General features: G+C 69.9%; 13 protein-coding genes. 7 read left to right on the top strand and 6 right to left on the bottom strand.

Annotated elements, in window-relative coordinates; genetic code table 11:
- Window positions 1–165 precede the first annotated feature (165 nt).
- The 4 genes from LGR69_RS04755 to LGR69_RS04740 all read left to right on the top strand — a co-directional run bounded on the left by LGR69_RS04755 (window position 166) and on the right by LGR69_RS04740 (window position 4,806).
- Window positions 166–1,056, top strand: coding sequence for a LysR family transcriptional regulator (locus LGR69_RS04755; RefSeq protein WP_230365328.1), 891 nt, complete (start codon window positions 166–168; stop codon window positions 1,054–1,056).
- A 116-nt stretch (window positions 1,057–1,172) separates the two neighbouring features.
- Window positions 1,173–1,943, top strand: coding sequence for an HpcH/HpaI aldolase family protein (locus LGR69_RS04750; protein ID WP_091863376.1), 771 nt, complete (start codon window positions 1,173–1,175; stop codon window positions 1,941–1,943).
- 14 nt (window positions 1,944–1,957) lie between these two features.
- Window positions 1,958–3,526: a galactarate dehydratase gene (garD, locus tag LGR69_RS04745; RefSeq protein ID WP_230365327.1), complete on the top strand. Its 1,569-nt coding sequence runs from the start codon at window positions 1,958–1,960 to the stop codon at window positions 3,524–3,526.
- Window positions 3,527–3,591: 65 nt separating this feature from the next.
- Window positions 3,592–4,806 (top strand): PepSY-associated TM helix domain-containing protein, encoded by a 1,215-nt coding sequence (locus tag LGR69_RS04740; protein WP_230365326.1) that lies wholly within the window; start codon window positions 3,592–3,594, stop codon window positions 4,804–4,806.
- A gap of 146 nt (window positions 4,807–4,952) precedes the next feature.
- Here the strand turns inward: LGR69_RS04740 and LGR69_RS04735 are convergent, their stop codons facing one another.
- From LGR69_RS04735 to LGR69_RS04710, 6 genes are all read right to left on the bottom strand, one after another.
- Window positions 4,953–7,136, bottom strand: a complete 2,184-nt coding sequence (locus LGR69_RS04735; protein ID WP_230365325.1) for a TonB-dependent siderophore receptor — start codon at window positions 7,134–7,136, stop codon at window positions 4,953–4,955.
- A gap of 457 nt (window positions 7,137–7,593) precedes the next feature.
- On the bottom strand, window positions 7,594–8,214 hold the full coding sequence (locus LGR69_RS04730) for a TetR/AcrR family transcriptional regulator (protein WP_230365324.1): 621 nt from the start codon (window positions 8,212–8,214) through the stop codon (window positions 7,594–7,596).
- Window positions 8,211–8,510, bottom strand: a complete 300-nt coding sequence (locus LGR69_RS04725) for a hypothetical protein (RefSeq protein ID WP_091863381.1) — start codon at window positions 8,508–8,510, stop codon at window positions 8,211–8,213. Before LGR69_RS04725 ends, LGR69_RS04730 begins: the two co-directional genes overlap by 4 nt.
- A gap of 263 nt (window positions 8,511–8,773) precedes the next feature.
- On the bottom strand, window positions 8,774–10,609 hold the full coding sequence (locus LGR69_RS04720) for an NADPH-dependent assimilatory sulfite reductase hemoprotein subunit (RefSeq protein WP_091863382.1): 1,836 nt from the start codon (window positions 10,607–10,609) through the stop codon (window positions 8,774–8,776).
- Window positions 10,610–10,825: 216 nt separating this feature from the next.
- Window positions 10,826–12,595: a diflavin oxidoreductase gene (locus LGR69_RS04715; RefSeq protein WP_230365323.1), complete on the bottom strand. Its 1,770-nt coding sequence runs from the start codon at window positions 12,593–12,595 to the stop codon at window positions 10,826–10,828.
- Between the two features lie 110 nt (window positions 12,596–12,705).
- Complete coding sequence (locus LGR69_RS04710; RefSeq protein WP_039902897.1) at window positions 12,706–13,221, bottom strand: Lrp/AsnC family transcriptional regulator; 516 nt, start codon at window positions 13,219–13,221, stop codon at window positions 12,706–12,708.
- 268 nt (window positions 13,222–13,489) lie between these two features.
- On the opposite strand from LGR69_RS04710, the gene LGR69_RS04705 reads away from it, so the two are divergent.
- Genes LGR69_RS04705 through cysN form a run of 3 tightly spaced genes read left to right on the top strand, consistent with a single transcriptional unit; the run spans window position 13,490 to window position 16,655 of the window.
- On the top strand, window positions 13,490–14,302 hold the full coding sequence (locus tag LGR69_RS04705; RefSeq protein WP_050735753.1) for a phosphoadenylyl-sulfate reductase: 813 nt from the start codon (window positions 13,490–13,492) through the stop codon (window positions 14,300–14,302).
- Window positions 14,299–15,246 (top strand): sulfate adenylyltransferase subunit CysD, encoded by a 948-nt coding sequence (cysD, locus tag LGR69_RS04700; protein WP_007563304.1) that lies wholly within the window; start codon window positions 14,299–14,301, stop codon window positions 15,244–15,246. Before LGR69_RS04705 ends, cysD begins: the two co-directional genes overlap by 4 nt.
- Window positions 15,246–16,655, top strand: coding sequence for a sulfate adenylyltransferase subunit CysN (cysN, locus tag LGR69_RS04695; protein ID WP_230365322.1), 1,410 nt, complete (start codon window positions 15,246–15,248; stop codon window positions 16,653–16,655). The genes cysD and cysN overlap by 1 nt, the downstream gene beginning before the upstream one ends.
- The last annotated feature ends 102 nt before the right edge of the window (window positions 16,656–16,757 follow it).

Here is a 16,757-nt window from a genome sequence, read left to right as displayed (position 1 = left end):
TTCGGGGCTGCGCGCCCCGAACCCCGCCACAGGGCCGCGGGCCCTTTGGAATCCCGGGACCCGTGCGTCGATCCGGCGGAGGCGGGTACCTCTATCGGTCGAACGACCGTGGGGCGCCGAGGCCTTATGATCCCGCTCCGCGTCGCGACGCGCAGGGGAGAACCGATGTTCGATTTCAGCCAGCTCCGGTGCTTCGCCGCCGTGGCGGAGGAGCTGCATTTCGGGCGCGCGGCCGCCCGGCTGAACATGACCCAGCCGCCCCTGTCGCGGCAGATCCAGGTGCTGGAGCGGATCCTCGACGTGCAGCTCCTGGAGCGCACCAGCCGCTCCGTCCGGCTGACCGCGGCCGGGCGCAGCTTCCTCCCGGAGGCGCAGCGCATCCTGCGGCTGGCCGAGACCGCGACCCACGTCACCCGCCAGGTGGCGGCCGGGCGCGCGGGGGTGCTGAAGCTCGGCTTCACCGCGGCCTCGGCCTACGACTTCCTGCCCCGCCTCGTCACCGCGCTCCGGCGGGCCTTGCCGGACGTCACGCTCGCCCTGCGCGAGATGGTCAGCCGGGATCAGCTCGAGGAGCTGCTCGCCGGCCGTATCGACGCCGCGCTGGTGCGCCCGCCGGTCACCCATCCGGACCTGATCGCCGTCCGCGCGCTGGCCGAGCCCATGCTGGCGGCGCTGCCGGCCGGAAATGCTTTGGCCGTGCGCGCGCATCTCACCCCGGGCGAGCTCGGCGGCGAGCCGCTCGTGGCCTACGCGCCGAACGAGGCCCGCTACTTCCACGACCTGGTTCAGGCCCTGCTCGCCGAGGCCGCGGTGGAGCCCCGGATCGTGCAGCGGCTCACCCAGATTCACTCGATCCTGGCCCTGGTCCGGGCCGATCTCGGCATCGCCCTGGTGCCGGCGGCGGCCGAGCGGCTGCGCTTCGAGGGCGTGGTGTTCCGGCCGCTGCTGCTGCCCGCCCCCCGCCCCGCCGAGCTCGTCCTGGCCTGGCGGCGCGACGCGGACGAGCCGCTGATCGCCCGGCTGGTCGCGATCCTGGCGGAGCTGCCCGCGCCCTGATCCATGCGCTTCCGGCATCGATCGATCCAGCCTTTGGCTTTGACGCGCGGCCGAAAGGCTGCGCCTGATACGGCAAGACGGCGCGCAGACGCCCGGAGCCGCCCGGAGGGATCGCGATGGACAGACTCACCAACCGCTTCAAGGCCGCCCTCGGCGAGGGGCGCCAGCAGATCGGCTTGTGGTGCAGCCTCGCCAGCCCGATCTCCACCGAGATCGTCGCCGGCGCCGGGTTCGACTGGCTGCTCCTCGACATGGAGCACTCGGCCAACGACCTGCGGGATATCTACGTCCAGCTTCAGGCGATGATGGAGAACGCCACCAACCCGGTGGTGCGGGTGCCGAGCGACGATCCGATCACCATCAAGCGCATCCTGGATGCCGGCGCGCAATCGCTGATGATCCCCAATATCGACGATGCCGCGCAGGCCGAGCGGGTCGTGGCGGCGACGCGCTACGCGCCCCGCGGCATCCGCGGCTTCTCGCAGGCCCCCCGGGCCGCCCGGTTCGGCCGCATCCCGGACTACCACACGCGCTGCGAGGCCGAGATCTACGTGATCGTGCAGGTCGAGTCGCGCCGCGCGCTCGACAATCTGGACGCGATCGCCGCCGTCGAGGGCGTGGACGGCGTGTTCATCGGGCCCGGCGACCTCTCCACCAGCCTCGGCTATCTCGGCCAGCAGGGCCATCCCGAGGTGGTCCGCACCATCGAGGACGCGGTCGGCCGGATCGTGCAGGCCGGCAAGCATGCCGGCATCCTCACGCCGAGCGAGGAGCTGGCCAAGCGCTATATCGCGGCCGGCACCCGGTTCACCGCGGTCGGCTCGGATCTGGGGCTGCTCGCGCGCAACGCCGAGGCGCTGGCCGGCCGCTTCCGCACCGAAGGCTGAGCGAGGAACCCCCGATGCAGGCCGAGACCGACAGCGCGATCCGCGAGCGCCCGGCCGGGGACGTGCCGCGCACGATCCGGCTGAGCGCGCGCGACAATGTCGCGATCGTGGTCAACGCCTTCGGGCTGCCCGCCGGCACGACCTTCCCGGACGGGCTGCGGCTCACCGAGTTCGTGCCGCAGGGTCACAAGGTGGCGCTCAGTGACATCCCGGAGGGTGGGGAAGTGCGCCGCTACGGCGAGGTGGTCGGCATCGCCACGCAGGACATCCCGCGGGGCGCCTGGGTCGAGGAATCCCGGGTCGCGACCCCGGTCGCCCCCGCCCTCGACGCGCTGGAGCTCGCCACCCGGGTGCCGGCCCCCTTAGCGCCGCTCGAGGGCTACACCTTTGAGGGCTACCGCAACCCGGACGGGTCGGTGGGCACCAAGAACATCCTGGCGATCTCGATCAGCGTGCAATGCGTCGCCGGCACCCTCGACGTGGCGATCCGCCGGATCAAGCAGGAGCTGCTGCCGCGCTTTCCCAACGTCGACGACGTGGTCGGCCTCACCCACGCCTATGGCTGCGGCGTGGCGATCAACGCCCCCGAGGCGGTGGTGCCGATCCGGACCCTGCAGAGCCTGGCCCAGAACCCGAATTTCGGCGGCGAGGTCATGGTCGTGGGGCTGGGCTGCGAGAAGCTCGTCTCGGAGCGGCTGCTGCCCGATGGCGGCGCGGCCGGGGACGGGGTGGTCCGCCTCCAGGACGAGCGCCACCAGGGTTTCTCCGCGATGCTCGACAGCATCCTGGCCATGGCGGAAGCCCGCCTGGAAGTGCTGAACCGGCGCCGGCGCGAGACCTGCCCGGCCTCCGAGCTCGTGGTCGGCCTGCAATGCGGCGGCAGCGACGCCTTCTCGGGCGTCACCGCCAACCCGGCGCTCGGCTTCGCGGCCGACCTCCTGGTGCGCTGCGGCGGCACCGTGCTGTTCTCCGAGGTCACGGAGGTGCGCGACGCGATCCATCTCCTGACCCCGCGGGCCAAAAATCCGGAGGTCGCCCAGGCCCTGATCCGCGAGATGGCCTGGTACGATGCCTATCTCGCCAAGGGCGAGGCCGACCGGAGGGCCAATCCGTCGCCCGGCAACAAGAAGGGCGGCCTCAACAACATCGTCGAGAAGGCCCTGGGCTCGGTCGCCAAATCCGGCACCGGCGCGATCTCGGGCGTCCTGGCGCCGGGCGAGCGGGTGCGCGAGAAGGGGCTGATCTTCGCCGCGACCCCGGCGAGCGACTTCGTCTGCGGCACGCTCCAGCTCGCCTCGGGGATCACCCTGCAGGTGTTCTCTACCGGCCGCGGCACGCCCTACGGTCTCAGTCAGGCCCCGGTGATCAAGGTCGCGGCCCGCACGGAGCTCGCCGAGCGCTGGTCCGACCTGATCGACCTCGATGCCGGCCGCATCGCCACCGGCCAAGCCACGATCGAGCAGGTCGGCTGGGAGCTGTTCCACCTGATCCTCGACGTGGCGAGCGGGCGCAAGCAGCCCTGGTCCGACCGCTGGGGCCTGTTCAACGACCTGACCCTGTTCAACCCGGCGCCGATCACCTGAAGCCCGGGTGCATGCGGCGGGGCGTCGCATGCACGGCCGGACTCTGCTAGGCATCCGGCACTGCCATGACGCTGCCGATTCCCGCCCCCCGGACCGTTCTCTTCCGCCTGCACTGGGCGCTCGGCCTCACCGCCGGCTTCGTGCTCGCCCTCATGGGCGTGACCGGGGCGCTGATGAGCTACGAGGAGGCGATCACCGCCTTCGCCAACCGCGACCGGGCGCGGGTCGAGGCGGGGGACCGGGTGCCGCTCGCCCCCACGGCCCTCGCCGCCCGGATCGATGCCCAGGCGGACGGCCGCCGGGTGAACGTCCTCACCCTGTCGGACGACCCGCAGGCCAGCGTGTTCGTACGCTTCGCCCGGGATCCCGAGACCCGCGCGCGGCCGCCCTCGGTCTATGCCGACCCCTATGACGGCGCGGTGCTCGGGCCGGTGCGGCTCGAGGCGGCGTTCACGACGGTGCGGGACCTGCACCGCTGGCTGCTGCTCCCCGGCGGGTCCAAGGGCTGGGGCCGGACCATCACGGGCGCCTGCACCCTGGCGCTGATCGTGTTCCTGGCCACCGGCCTCTACCTGCGCTGGCCCAAAGTCCATCGCTGGCGGATCTGGCTCAAGCCGAGCCTGTCGCGGCCCGGCCGGCCGCGCTGGTGGTCCCTGCACGCCGTGGCCGGGACCTGGCTGACGCCGGTCTACCTGGTCATCGCGCTGACCGGCCTGACCTGGTCCTACCCGTCGTTCAAGGACGGGGTGACCTGGCTGCTCGCCGGGACGCCGGAGCGAACGAAACTTACCCGAAGGGCCGGAAACTGGGAGGTGTCCCCGGCGCCGGAGGCCAGGTCCGAGCCCGCCCTCGACCGGGCCTGGGCGGCGTTCCGGGCCGGCGAGGGGCAGGAGGCCGGCCTCGTGATCCTCACCCTGCCGGGGGCCGACACGAAGGCGATCCGCATCCGGTGGCTGCCTCGGGGCGTCGACGCCCTGAGCGCCCGCAACGAGGCGCGCTACGACGCCGCCACGGGGGCGCTGCTCGCCACCGAGCACGCCGCCGACACGCCGCTGGGGCGGCGCATCGTCGAGAACGTCCTGGAAGTGCATCGCGGCCGGTTCTTCGGCAGCCTGATCGCGCTGCTGTTCTGCCTGGCGGCGCTGTCCCTGCCGGGCTTCGCCGCCACCGGCCTGACCCTCTACATCCTGCGCCGCCGCGCCGCCCGGCGGCGCCGCCCCGCGCCGCCCGTGCGCGCGGCAAACCCCCACCGCGAGCCCGTCGGCGGCACCGGCCGATAGGAGCACGGGGAAGACCGGGTTCCCAAAGGGCTCAGCCCTTTGGCGGGGTTCGGGGGCGGACCCCGAGATGCCAAGATTCCGCTCTGGACCCGCACAAGGTCCGAAACCTTGTGGAACCGCGACTTTGGCCGGCCCGGCCGCGCGGCTCACATCCGCGCGGTGATCGTCGCCAGGATCGAGAGCGGTGCGCCGGGGGTATTGTTCCACTGGTTGAACGGCTGCTCGATGTAGCGCCGGTCGGTCAGGTTGCGGGCATTGATCGAGAACCGGGCATGCTCGTTGAAATCGTAGAACACGGCGGCATCGAGCCGGGCGTAGCCGCCGACCGAGTAGCTGTTGTTCAGGTCGCCGGTGCGCCGGCCGACATAGGTGATTCCGGCTCCGATGTTCCAGCCGAGCAGAAAGCCCTCCTGGAACTGGTAGGTCGACCAGATGCTGCTGCTGAAGGTCGGGACGCCCACGAGGCGGTTCCCGACCGGGTAGACCTGATCCTTGGTGATCCGCGCATCGATGAAGCTGATCCCGCCGATGACTTTCCAGCCCGGCAGGATCTGGCCGGCGAGATCGGCCTCGACGCCTTCGGAGCGTTGCTGGCCGGTGATCACTGAGTAGGTGTTGTTGTTCGGGTCCGTGGCCGCCACGTTGTTGCGGGTGATGCGGAAGGCCGCGGCGGACAGGGTCAGGTCGGGGGTGAGATCGAGCCGGCTGCCGATCTCGTATTGGTCGCCGGTCTCCGGAGCCGGGCTCACGACGTTGAGAACGTTGGCGATCTGCGGCTTGAACGAGGTCGAGTAGCTCGCATAGAGCGTCAACGGCTCGAACGGCCGGTAGATCAAGCCGACGCGTGGCGTGGTGCCCGAAAGCTGCTGGTCCGGCGGGATCGTGCGCGAGGCCGGCAGGCGGTTGAAATAGTACTGCGTCCCGGTGTCGTAGCGGACGCCCAGCAACAGCTGAAAGCCGAGGCCGAGGTCGATCTGATCCTGCACGTAGAGGCCGTTCAGCTCGTTCTTCTGCTTGAGCTCGGATTGGAACTGGAGGCCGACGAGGCCGGCGCCGAAGGCGGGGTTCTGGAAGCTCACCGGTGGGTAGTTTCGGCTCTCGGTCTGGTAGGCGTGCCGGTATCCGTTGGTGTATTCGATCCCGGCGAGAACGGTATGCTTGAAGCCCAGCAGATCGAACTTCGCCACCATCTCGGACTGGCTGTCGACGGTTGCATAGGTCGAATTGACCGTGGCCTCGCGCCGATTCACGAGTGTGTTGCGGTTGGCCAGCCCGGTAGCCCGTGTCGTCAACAGGTCGAATTCGCCCCATTGCACGTTGAGGACTTGCCGGAGCGTGATGTTCTCGTTGAGGTCGTGCTCGACGCGCAGCAAGCTGAAATTCGAGTTGCTGTTATAGCGGGCGAAGGGCTCTCCGTAGTACCGCGCAATGTTGTCCAGCGGCACGCGGCCGTTCCGGGCGACCAGCCCCTCGTCGTACTGGGTGTCGGCCCGTGAGAACTCGCCGAGGAACGAGACACGCGTGTCCGGGCTCGGGTTCCATGTGAAGGCCGGTGCCACGAAGGTACGGGAATTGTCCCGGCCGCCGAGGTTGCGGAAGGTCGGGTCGGACTGGCCGGCAAAGCTGATGCGTCCAGCCAGACCGTCCACGCCCTCGATCGCACTCGAGACCGAGCCCTGGACCCGGCGGAATCCGAAGCTACCCGCCTGCAGGTTGATATCGCCGGATGGTTCGAGCGTCGGCTGGCGGGTGACGATGTGAATCAAGCCGCCGGGGTCGCCGCGGCCGTACAACACGGAGGCCGGACCTTTCAGGACTTCGACTCGTTCCACGTCGGCCAGGTCGCGGCTGACCGAGGAGAAGGTGTTCGTCGGGCTGACGAGCACGCCGTCGATGGCGTAGATCTGAGTCCGGAAGCCGCGGATGATGAAGGTGTCGCTTCTCCCCTGGAGCGTGCCCCCGGGCAGCACGCTGCTTACGTTCTGCAGGGCATCGGTCAGGCGGATATCCTGCTGGTCGACCAGCACGTCCCGGGGCACGACCTGGACCGATTGCGGTGTGTCGCGCACCGGCGTGTCGGTGCGGGTCGCCGTCGCCGAGCGCGTGGCGCGGTAGCCGATGACCGGGCCGCCGGCCCGTTCCACTGCGGGGCCATTGCCGGTGACGCTCAGTTCCGAAAGTGTAACTTCGTTGGGAGCCGCATCGGATTGCGCATGAATGGCAGTCGTCGATGCCAGGAAAACGCTGAGAGCAAGTCCCTTCCGCGTGTTGTTCCAGGTTAAGCGGTCAATTTTTGCGGAGATAAGGTGATCTTTGTAGCCCTGCGGCATAGTTTTTAGTCGTTCTCAAGAAGATCGTCGCCACGGGGCGCTTTGATCCTTGAGTACGATTGCCGGCCCGTTTCAATGGTCGATTGCAAAGCGTGCGATCAGAGGCGCGGTAACTCACCGGGCGTGTCCGCCGCGTCACACATTCCCATTGGAATAAATTTAAATACGCCCTGTTTTGCCAACTTTAGCGGGCATATCTGCGGAAAATACACATCCAGGCGTTGATGTGGTCGCAACTGCGATCCGGGATCTTCCGGAACAGCTGCGCTGTTCGAATCAATGCCGAAGGCCTGTCACCGAAGGTGCGGGTCCTGGCCGCCGTGGCTGGATGCAGCCGGCCGGCCTGCATGAGGGGGGATTGCAGGCCGGCCGGCCTACCGCGCGCCGCGTCCGGGCGCGCGATCTCGGGGAGCGTCCGGGCCGGGCCCGATGGTGGGGCGATCGGGCCCGGGGCCGCTCAGGCGAGCGCGGTGATCCGCGGCCCGGCGCGGGTGGCGCGCGGCAGGCGGCCGTCGAGGCCGGTCTCCAGCAGGGTGTGGAGCTGGGCCACCGCGGGGGCCGGGTCGTAATCGGGCAGGATCGCGCGGCTGACCAGGATCCCCTTCATCAGCGGGGCGAGCAGCGCGTAGAGATGGTCCGGGTCGCAATCCGGGCTGGTGGCCAGCGCCGCGAAGGTCGCGGTGAACCAGTCGCGGGTCTCCGCCTCGGTCCGCGCGGTCAGGTCGGCGATGGCCGGGTTGCGGGTGGCCTCGGACCAGATCTCCATGCGCAGCACCGCGGCCTCGCGGGTGACCGACACGAAGTACCGCGCGATGATGTCGAGCAGGGCGCCGCGCCGGTCGCCGCTGCGCTCCATCTCGGCGACGCGCTCGGCACCGCGCGCGCATTCGCGCTCGACCAGGCCGACGACCAGGGCCTCCTTGGATTCGAAGTAGCGGTAGAAGTTGCCCGGGCTCATCGCGGCCTCGCGGGCGAGGTCCTGCATGGTGGCGCGGTGGAAGCCGTTGCGCACGAAGCAGGCTTCGGCGGCGTCGAGGATGTGCTCCCGCCGCGCCTCGGCGCTCGCCGTGACGGTCACGGGGCGAACTGCGCGACCGCGGCGACGCGGCTCTGGTCCTTCGCGGAGCCGGTGGCGGCGCAGGCCTGGGCCGTCTGGCTCAGATCCGCGCAGAGGCGCGCCTGCCAGCCTTTCGGGCCCGCCCCGGTCCAGCTGATCAGCGCCATCCAGGCGAGGACCAGCACGGCCGCGAAGGTGAGGTTCGCCGGGGTGCAGAACGCCCGAAGGGTGGTGAGGAGACGCGTGGCCCCCGTCCCGGACGGATCGAACCGGTCCTCATCCAGATCGGACCAACGGCCTTCGAGCGACAGAGCCATGGCTCACTCCTGCTTGCCTCTCCGTCGTAATGAACGCTCATTCTCACGTCAATGAACGTTCGTTCTCAGGAGGCGGCCGTGAGCCGATATGGTTTCCGAATCCTGGCTTCGCGGTCGCCGCGTCAACGCAGATGAAGCGCAGGCGTCCGGTTCGAGGCGTCGCTCGGGACCACCCCGCCCCTGCCCCGGAGCGGCCGGCCGACCTTAAGAAGGCCGCTCGTTCGGAGCCGAGGGCGCCGCCCCGGCTCCGGAGCCGTGTCGGCTCAGGCGTGGCCGGCCGGCTTGAGGGCGCCGGTCCGGTCGTGGAAATCCGGCCCGTTCACCGTGCGGGCGACGTGGCCGGCCCGGATCAGGTAGTCGCCGAAATGCTCGCCGGGCTTCCGGCCCTTGGCGAAGTCGGCAAAGAGCGGATCCAACGTGTCGCGGATGTCGGAGGCCGCGACGTCTTCCTTGTAGAGCTTGCCCAGGCGCGAGCCGTCGAAGGCGGCGCCGAGATAGAGGTGATAGCGCTCGGGGCCGCGGCCGACGAGGCCGATCTCGGCGATGAACGGGCGGGCGCAGCCGTTGGGGCAGCCGGTGGAGCGGATCGTGATCTCCTCCTCGGCGAGCCCGTGCGTGGCGAGGCTCTCCTCCAGCTCGGTCATCAGGCTCGGCAGGTAGCGCTCGCTCTCGGCCAAGGCGAGGCCGCAGGTCGGCAGCGCCACGCAGGCGATGGAGTTGCGCCGCAGCGCGCCCGCGCCCTTGGTGATGCCGTACTGGTCGACCAGGGCCTCGATCGCGGCGCGCTTGGCCCCGGGGACGTTGGCGATGATCACGTTCTGGTTGGCGGTGAGGCGGAAATCGCCCTCGTGCACCTCGGCGATCTTGCGCAGGCCGGTGAGGAATTGCGGGCCGTCCTCGTAATCCTTGATCCGGCCGGAGGGGATGTAGAGCGTCAGGTGGTGGCGGCCGTCATCGCCTTCGGTCCAGCCGAAGCGGTCGCCGTTGTTGGTGAAGGTGAAGGGCTTCGGCGCGCCGAGCGTCTTGCCGATCCGGGTCTCCACCTCGGCCCGGAAGGCGTCCAAGCCGTAGCGCTCGATCGTGTACTTCAACCGGGCGTTCTTGCGGTTCTTGCGGTTGCCCCAGTCGCGCTGGACGGTCATCACCGCCTCGGCGACCTTGATGGCGTCCTCGGGCGCCACGAAGCCCATCACGTCGGCGGTCCGCGGGAAGGTGTCGGGCTCGCCATGGGTCATGCCCATGCCGCCGCCCACGGTGACGTTCCAGCCGGTCACCTGGTTCTTCTTGTCCAGAATGGCGATGAAGCCGAGATCGTGGGCGAAGATGTCGACCTCGTTGGAGGGCGGCACCGCCACGACGATCTTGAACTTCCGCGGCAGGTAGGTGCGGCCGTAGACCGGCTCGACCTCTTCCTCCTCGCCGCCGACCACGCGCTCGCCGTCGAGCCAGATCTCGCGCCAGGCGCTGGTCTTCGGCAGCAGGCTGTCCGAGATGTCCTTGGCGAGCCGGTGGGCGGCCTTGTGGGCGCCGACCTGGGCCGGGTTGGTGGCCGCCATGACATTGCGGTTCACGTCGCCGCAGGCCGCGATCGTGTCGAGCAGGGCCGCGTCGATAGCCGCCATCGTGCGCTTGAGGTTCGACTTGATCACGCCGTGATACTGGAAGGTCTGGCGCGTGGTCGCCCGCAGGGCGCCGCCGGCATAGGTGACCGCGATGTCGTCGAGCGCCAGCCACTGCTTGGGGCTGATCACGCCGCCGGCGATGCGCAGGCGGATCATGAAGCTGTAGGCCTTGTCGAGCTTCTTCTTGGTCCGCTCCGGGCGCAGGTCGCGGTCGTCCTGCATGTACATCCCGTGGAACTTCACGAGCTGCCCGTCATCCTCGGAGATCGCCCCGGTGGCGTGCTTCAGCAGGCCGTCGGCCAGGCCGCCGCGCAGATAGCCGCTGGCGATCTTGATGTGCTCGTTGGCGGCGAGCTGGGCGGCGCGGGCCGCCTCGGCATCGGTGATCGGCCGGTCCTTGGGCGGCGTCTCGTAGACGCGGGGAGCCGGGGTCGGAGCCAGGGCCGGGGCGTCGTCGCGGGGGCTGTGGTCGTCCATGGGATCACTTCCAAAGTCTTGACTGCGTCCCCGCCCCCTGGGCGGGCGGGATCGTCACACATCCTGGTCTCAAAGGTCCGGGAGCGTCTGCGGGTGCGAGGCCGAGCCCCGCCGTCGGGCTCCCCCCGATGCATCGGGGCTCCGCCCTGACAACCCGCCAAAGGGCGACACGCCCTTTGGAAACCCGGACCGACCCGTGCTGCGCCGGCCTACGGTCTAGTAAACGTCCTGCTGGTAGCGGTGGCTGCGCTCCAGAGCCGCAACCTGCGCCTCGGCATCGGCCGGGCTCAAGGATTTGGCGGTCTCGTAGGCCCGCACCACCGCGGCGCGCACGTCCTTGGCCATGTGCTTGGCATCGCCGCAGACGTAGAAATGGGCGCCGCCCTCCAGCCAGGAGACCAGCTCCTTGGCGTTGTGGGTGATTCGGTCCTGCACGTAGACCTTCTCCGGCTGGTCCCGGGAGAAGGCCACGTCGATCTTCGTCAGCGACCCGTCCTCCAGGGCCTCCTGCCATTCGAGCTGGTACAGGAAGTCGTGCAGGAAGTGGCGGTCGCCGAAGAACAGCCACGAGCGGCCGGGCGCCTCGATGGCGCGGCGCTCCTGCACGAAGGCACGGAACGGGGCGACGCCGGTGCCGGGGCCGACCATGATGATGTCGGTGGCCGGATCCTGCGGCAGGCGGAAATGCCGGTTCGGCTTCAGCCGCACCCGCAGCTTGGCGCCGTCCCGGATCCGGTCGGCGACATGCACGGAGGCGACGCCCGAGCGGGCCCGCCCATGGGTCTCGTAGCGCACCGCCACGATGGCGAGGTGGACCTCGTCGCCCACTTCCTTGCGCGAGGACGCGATCGAGTAGGCGCGCGGCGGCAGCGGCCGGGTGATGGTGTTGAGGTGCTCAGGCGTCAGCGTGGCCGGGAAGGTCGCGAGCAGGTCGATCAGGTGCCGCCCCTCGATCCAGGCCCGGGCCTCGCCGCTGTCGATCAGCTTCTGCGCGTCCGCGTGGCCGGTCGCCTTGACGAAGCGCTCGACCGTGGCGGCCGACAGGGTGGTGATGTCGCGCTCGGCCAGCAGCGCCTTGCGCAGGGCCTCGTCGCCCGACAGGCCCGCGGCGCCCAGGATCTCGTCCACGAGCTGCGGGTCGTTCTCGGGGAAGATCTCTAGCGAATCGCCGGGCTCGTAGGCGGGCGCCCCGTCCTCGAAGGCGAGCGCCAGGTGGATCGTCTCCTTGTCCGAGCGCGAAGAGTTGAGGTTCACGTGCTCGACGACCTCGACCACCAGCGGCTCGCGGCTCGGCTCGGCATCGTCGTCCTCGCCCGCGGCGGCGCGGGCGAAATCCACCGCCACGACGTTGTCGGGCGTCTCGGCCGGCGCGAGGGCCTTGAGGGTGTTCTTGATCCAGTCGGCGGCCGGCTTCTCGAAATCGAGATCCAGGTCGGCGCGCTCGGCGGCGCGCTTGCCGCCCAGGGCCTCGAAGCGCGCGTCGAGCGCCTTCCCGATGGCGCAGAACTCCGCGTAGGAGGTGTCACCCAGGGACAGGACGGCGAATTCCACGCCGTCGATGCGCGGGGCGCCCTCCCCCATCAGCTCGCCATAGGCGCGCACGGCCCGGGCCGGCGGCTCGCCCTCGCCCCAGGTGGCCGCGATGGCGACGAGCTTGCCCGCCTTGGGCAGGGTCGCGACGTCGAGATCGGAGAAATCCACGACCTTCGGCTTGAAGCCCTGCTTGCGCGCCAGCTTGGCGACGTTGCCGGCCAGCGCCTCGGAATTCCCCGATTCGCTGGCATAGACGATCGTCAGCGGCTCGGCGGCCTTGGGCGGGGCGGCCGGGACGGCGGCCGGCTGGCCCCCGGCGGCGTCAAGGCCCGCCAGGAAGCCCGCGAGCCACGCGCGCTGCACGGGGGTCGCGCTGCCGAGCACGGCATCGAGGCTGGCGCGCTCGCCGTCGCCGAACGGGGCGGTGCGCGGAAGGAGATTCTGGCGTGCCATCAGGGGACCATGTCGTGGCCTACGGGGCCGGTGTCAATCGAAAACGTTCTTTTTGCAGAACGCGCCTGAACTAGGATATTGCATTCGTTGCGCCGCAATAAAAGAGAAGATCATTCTCCAACGACGGCGAGGACCGGGGCGGTGCCGGGGAGATGGCGCCCGGTCTTGGGTGGGGCCGGAAGCGGCAGGGCTGTGGTGGACTTGACCTTCTCCATGGCGAATCGCGAGGTGACGTTCTTCAACGGCAGCACCGCGATAAGCTGCTTGTAGAAGCTGTCATAGGCCTGCATGTCGGCAACCACGACGCGCAACATATAATCCACGTCGCCGGCCATCCGGTAGAATTCCAGCACCTCCGGCATGGCCGAGATGGTCGCAGCGAAGCGCTGGAGCCATTCCTGGGAGTGGTCGGCGGTCTCGATCGAGACGAACACCGTGAGCCCGAGGCCGAGCTTGACCGGGTCGAGCACCGCGACCCGCCGGTCGATCACGCCGTCGGCCTCCAGCTTCTGGATGCGCTTCCAGCACGGGGTCTGAGACAGGCCGACGCGCTCGCCGATCGCCGCGATGGAGAGGGTCGCGTCCGCCTGCAGCAGGGCCAGAATCTTCAGATCAATGGCGTCCAAAGTCGTCTCCGTGGGATCCATCCACGCTGGGCCGCGCGCGGGAAGTGTAGGCGTTTTACAGGGCCGCCGAGAAGAATCTTTTGTCGTGCGGGGTCTCGGGTGCGGAGGAACGGGGTGCGCCACCGCACGCCAGGGCGCCCGGATATGCCCGACAAGCAACCCGCGGCGCCTTGACTTCGTTCGTTATAGCGAACATTTCGACCCTTCGACAACAGGGTGCGGCGCGGTCTGCGCCCTTTCCCACGATCCAACCTCAGGACATGTCGCGATGACCCGTCCGGACCGAACGATGGCCGACTCCCTCGCGGAAAGGTTGTCCGGGCTCGACCTGCCAGGCCGGCTCCACCTGATCGCCGCCGAGATCCCCGGCCGCCTCGTCTTCACCACGAGCCTCGGCGTCGAGGACCAGGCGCTGACGCACGGGCTGGCGATGGCCGGGCTGGCGAAGGGCCGCGTGGAGATCGTCACCCTCGATACCGGCCGGCTGTTCCCGGAGGCCTACGACACCTGGGCCGAGACCGAGTCGGCCTACGGCATCCGGATCGCGGCCTACGCGCCGGAACGGGGAGCCGTGGAGGCGTTCGTCCGCCAGGAGGGCATCAACGGATTCCGGCGCTCGGTCGCGGCCCGGCAGGCCTGCTGCGGCTTCCGCAAGGTCGAGCCGCTTGGCCGCGCCCTCGACGGGGCGAGCGGCTGGCTCACCGGCCTGCGCGCCGGCCAGTCGGCCAACCGCGCCGAGACGCCGCTCGCCGCGTTCGATCCCGCCCGCGGCCTGATCAAGCTCAACCCCCTGGCCGACTGGTCCCGGGCTCAGGTTGACAGCTTCGTGCGCGAGAACTTCATTCCCTACAACGTGCTGCACGATCGCGGCTTCCCGTCGATCGGCTGCGCCCCCTGCACGCGCGCCGTGAAGCTCGGCGAGCCGGAACGCGCCGGGCGCTGGTGGTGGGAGCAGGAAGAGAAGAAGGAGTGCGGCCTGCATGTCGGCCGCCCCGCCGCGTCGATCCAGCCGGGCCAGGAGCCCGCGATTTTCGAGAGCAATCCAGACGTGAAGACCCGCCAGCCGGAATTCGCCCGATGAGCGCCGCCCTCGCCCCCGTGCCTCCGGGCGCCCCCGCCTCCGCCGACCGCCTCAGCCACCTGAAGCGGCTCGAGGCCGAGAGCATCCACATCTTCCGGGAGACGGTCGCCGAGACCGAGAACCCGGTGATGCTCTACTCGATCGGCAAGGATTCCTCGGTGCTGCTGCACCTGGCGCTCAAGGCCTTCGCGCCCGGCACCCTGCCGTTCCCGCTGCTCCACGTCGACACGACCTGGAAGTTCCGGGAGATGATCGCCTTCCGCGACGCCCGGGTGAAGGAGCTCGGCCTCGACCTCCTGGTCCACACCAACCCGGACGGGCTCGCCCGCGGCATCGGGCCGGTGAGCCACGGCTCCGAGGTCCATACCGACGTGATGAAGACCCAGGCGCTGCGCCAGGCGCTCGACAAGCACAAGTTCGACGCGGCCTTCGGCGGCGCCCGCCGGGACGAGGAGGCGAGCCGCGCCAAGGAGCGGATCGTCTCCTTGCGCACCGCGCAGCACCGCTGGGATCCCAAGCGCCAGCGCGCCGAGCCCTGGCACCTCTACAACCTGAAGAAGAAGCGCGGCGAGTCCCTCCGGGTGTTCCCGCTGTCGAACTGGACCGAGCTCGATATCTGGCTCTACATCGAGCAGGAAAACATTCCGATCGTGCCGCTCTACTTCGCCGCCGAACGCCCGGTGGTGGAGCGCGACGGCCAGCTGATCATGGTCGACGACGACCGCCTGCCGCTGGAGCCCGGGGAGGTTCCGCAGCAGCGCCTCGTCCGCTTCCGGACGCTCGGCTGCTACCCGCTCACCGGCGCGGTGGAGAGCGACGCGGCCACGTTGCCCGAGATCGTCGGCGAGACGCTGGCGGCGCGCACCTCGGAGCGCCAGGGCCGGGTGATCGACAAGGACGGCGCGGGCGCCATGGAGCGCAAGAAGCAGGAAGGCTATTTCTGATGACGGTGCACCAGGCTCCCACCGCGTTCAGCGACCGTGCCGCCACCTATCAGGCGTTCCTGGCCGCCCACCAGAACAAGGCCGTGCTGCGCTTCATCGCCTGCGGCTCGGTGGATGACGGCAAGTCGACCCTGATCGGCCGGCTCCTGCACGACACCAAGCAGATCTTCGACGACCAGATCTCGGCGCTCCAGCGCGATTCCCGCCGCCACGGGACGCAGGGGCAGGAGATGGACCTGGCGCTGCTGGTCGACGGCCTCCAGGCCGAGCGCGAGCAGGGCATCACCATCGACGTCGCCTACCGGTTCTTCTCCACCGACAAGCGCTCGTTCATCGTCGCCGACACCCCCGGCCACGAGCAGTACACCCGCAACATGGCCACCGGCGCCTCGACCGCGGACGTGGCGGTGATCCTGGTGGATGCCCGCCAGGGCCTGATCCGCCAGACCCGGCGCCACGCCCTGCTGGTCTCGATGGTGGGCATCCGCCGGGTGGTGCTGGCGGTGAACAAGATGGATCTGGTCGGCTGGTCGCAGGACAAGTTCGACGCGATCCGGGCGGGCTTCACCGACTTCGCCCGCGGGCTGAACTTCACCGAGGTGAAGGCGATCCCGCTCTCGGCCAAGAACGGCGACAACGTCGTGGAGCCGGGCATCGCCGCCCCCTGGCACACCGGCGGCACCCTGCTCGAATACCTGGAGACCGTGCCGGTGCACGCGGAGGCGCTCAACGCCCCGTTCCGCATGGCGATCCAGTGGGTCAACCGGCCGAATTCCGAGTTCCGCGGCTATAGCGGGCGGATCGCCAGCGGCCGGGTCCGCCCCGGCGATGCGATCACGATCCAGCCTTCCGGCCGGACCTCGACGGTGGCGCGGATCTACACCGCCGACGGCGACCTGCCCGAGGCCGGCGAGGACGAATCCGTGACCCTCGTGCTGGCCGACCAGATCGACGCCTCCCGCGGGCAGGTGATCGCGGCGTCCGGCGCGCCGCTGCGGGTGGCGGAGCAGTTCGAGGCCCGCCTGTTCTGGGCGGCCGAGACCGAGCTTGCGCCGGGGGCGAGCCTGCTCGCCAAGATCGGCACCGCCACGGTCAACGCCACGGTGGAGGGGATCGTCTCGCGGATCGATCCCGAGACCGGCAATCCGGGTCCGGCCGAGCGCCTCGCCGCCAACGACATCGCCGACGTGGCCCTGCGCCTCGACCGGCCGGTGGCGGTGGATGCCTACGCGGCCAACCGCGAGACCGGCAGCCTGATCCTAATCGACCGGGAGACTACCGACACGGCCGCCCTCGGGCTGGTCCTGGCGCCGAAGGGCGAGGCCGCCCCGGCAGCCGCCGCCGCGTCGGCCGCTGGCGAGAAGGCTCCCGGCCTGCTCGGGCGCCTCGGCCGCCTGTTCGGTCGCTGAGGCGGGAAAAGGTCCCGGATCCACAAGGTCCGGGACCTTGTGCGGGTCCGGGGCGGAGCCCCGGTTCATCGGGGCTTCGCCCCGGACCCCACCAGAGGGCTT

The sequence above is a fragment of the Methylobacterium brachiatum genome, from assembly GCF_020523825.1.
Taxonomy (GTDB): Bacteria; Pseudomonadota; Alphaproteobacteria; order Rhizobiales; family Beijerinckiaceae; genus Methylobacterium; species Methylobacterium brachiatum.
The sequence above is the reverse complement of the archived record's forward strand: the minus strand, read 5'-3'. Positions and strand labels throughout refer to the sequence as shown.

Coding starts and splice junctions, on each gene's coding strand:
- LGR69_RS04750 (WP_091863376.1), top strand. CDS start 1,173: ATGGACAGACTCACCAACCGCTTCAAGGCCGCCCTCGGCGAGGGGCGC.
- LGR69_RS04705 (WP_050735753.1), top strand. CDS start 13,490: ATGACCCGTCCGGACCGAACGATGGCCGACTCCCTCGCGGAAAGGTTG.
- LGR69_RS04740 (WP_230365326.1), top strand. CDS start 3,592: ATGACGCTGCCGATTCCCGCCCCCCGGACCGTTCTCTTCCGCCTGCAC.
- LGR69_RS04720 (WP_091863382.1), bottom strand. CDS start 10,609: ATGGACGACCACAGCCCCCGCGACGACGCCCCGGCCCTGGCTCCGACC.
- LGR69_RS04755 (WP_230365328.1), top strand. CDS start 166: ATGTTCGATTTCAGCCAGCTCCGGTGCTTCGCCGCCGTGGCGGAGGAG.
- LGR69_RS04735 (WP_230365325.1), bottom strand. CDS start 7,136: ATGCCGCAGGGCTACAAAGATCACCTTATCTCCGCAAAAATTGACCGC.
- LGR69_RS04715 (WP_230365323.1), bottom strand. CDS start 12,595: ATGGCACGCCAGAATCTCCTTCCGCGCACCGCCCCGTTCGGCGACGGC.
- cysD (WP_007563304.1), top strand. CDS start 14,299: ATGAGCGCCGCCCTCGCCCCCGTGCCTCCGGGCGCCCCCGCCTCCGCC.
- garD (WP_230365327.1), top strand. CDS start 1,958: ATGCAGGCCGAGACCGACAGCGCGATCCGCGAGCGCCCGGCCGGGGAC.
- LGR69_RS04725 (WP_091863381.1), bottom strand. CDS start 8,510: ATGGCTCTGTCGCTCGAAGGCCGTTGGTCCGATCTGGATGAGGACCGG.
- cysN (WP_230365322.1), top strand. CDS start 15,246: ATGACGGTGCACCAGGCTCCCACCGCGTTCAGCGACCGTGCCGCCACC.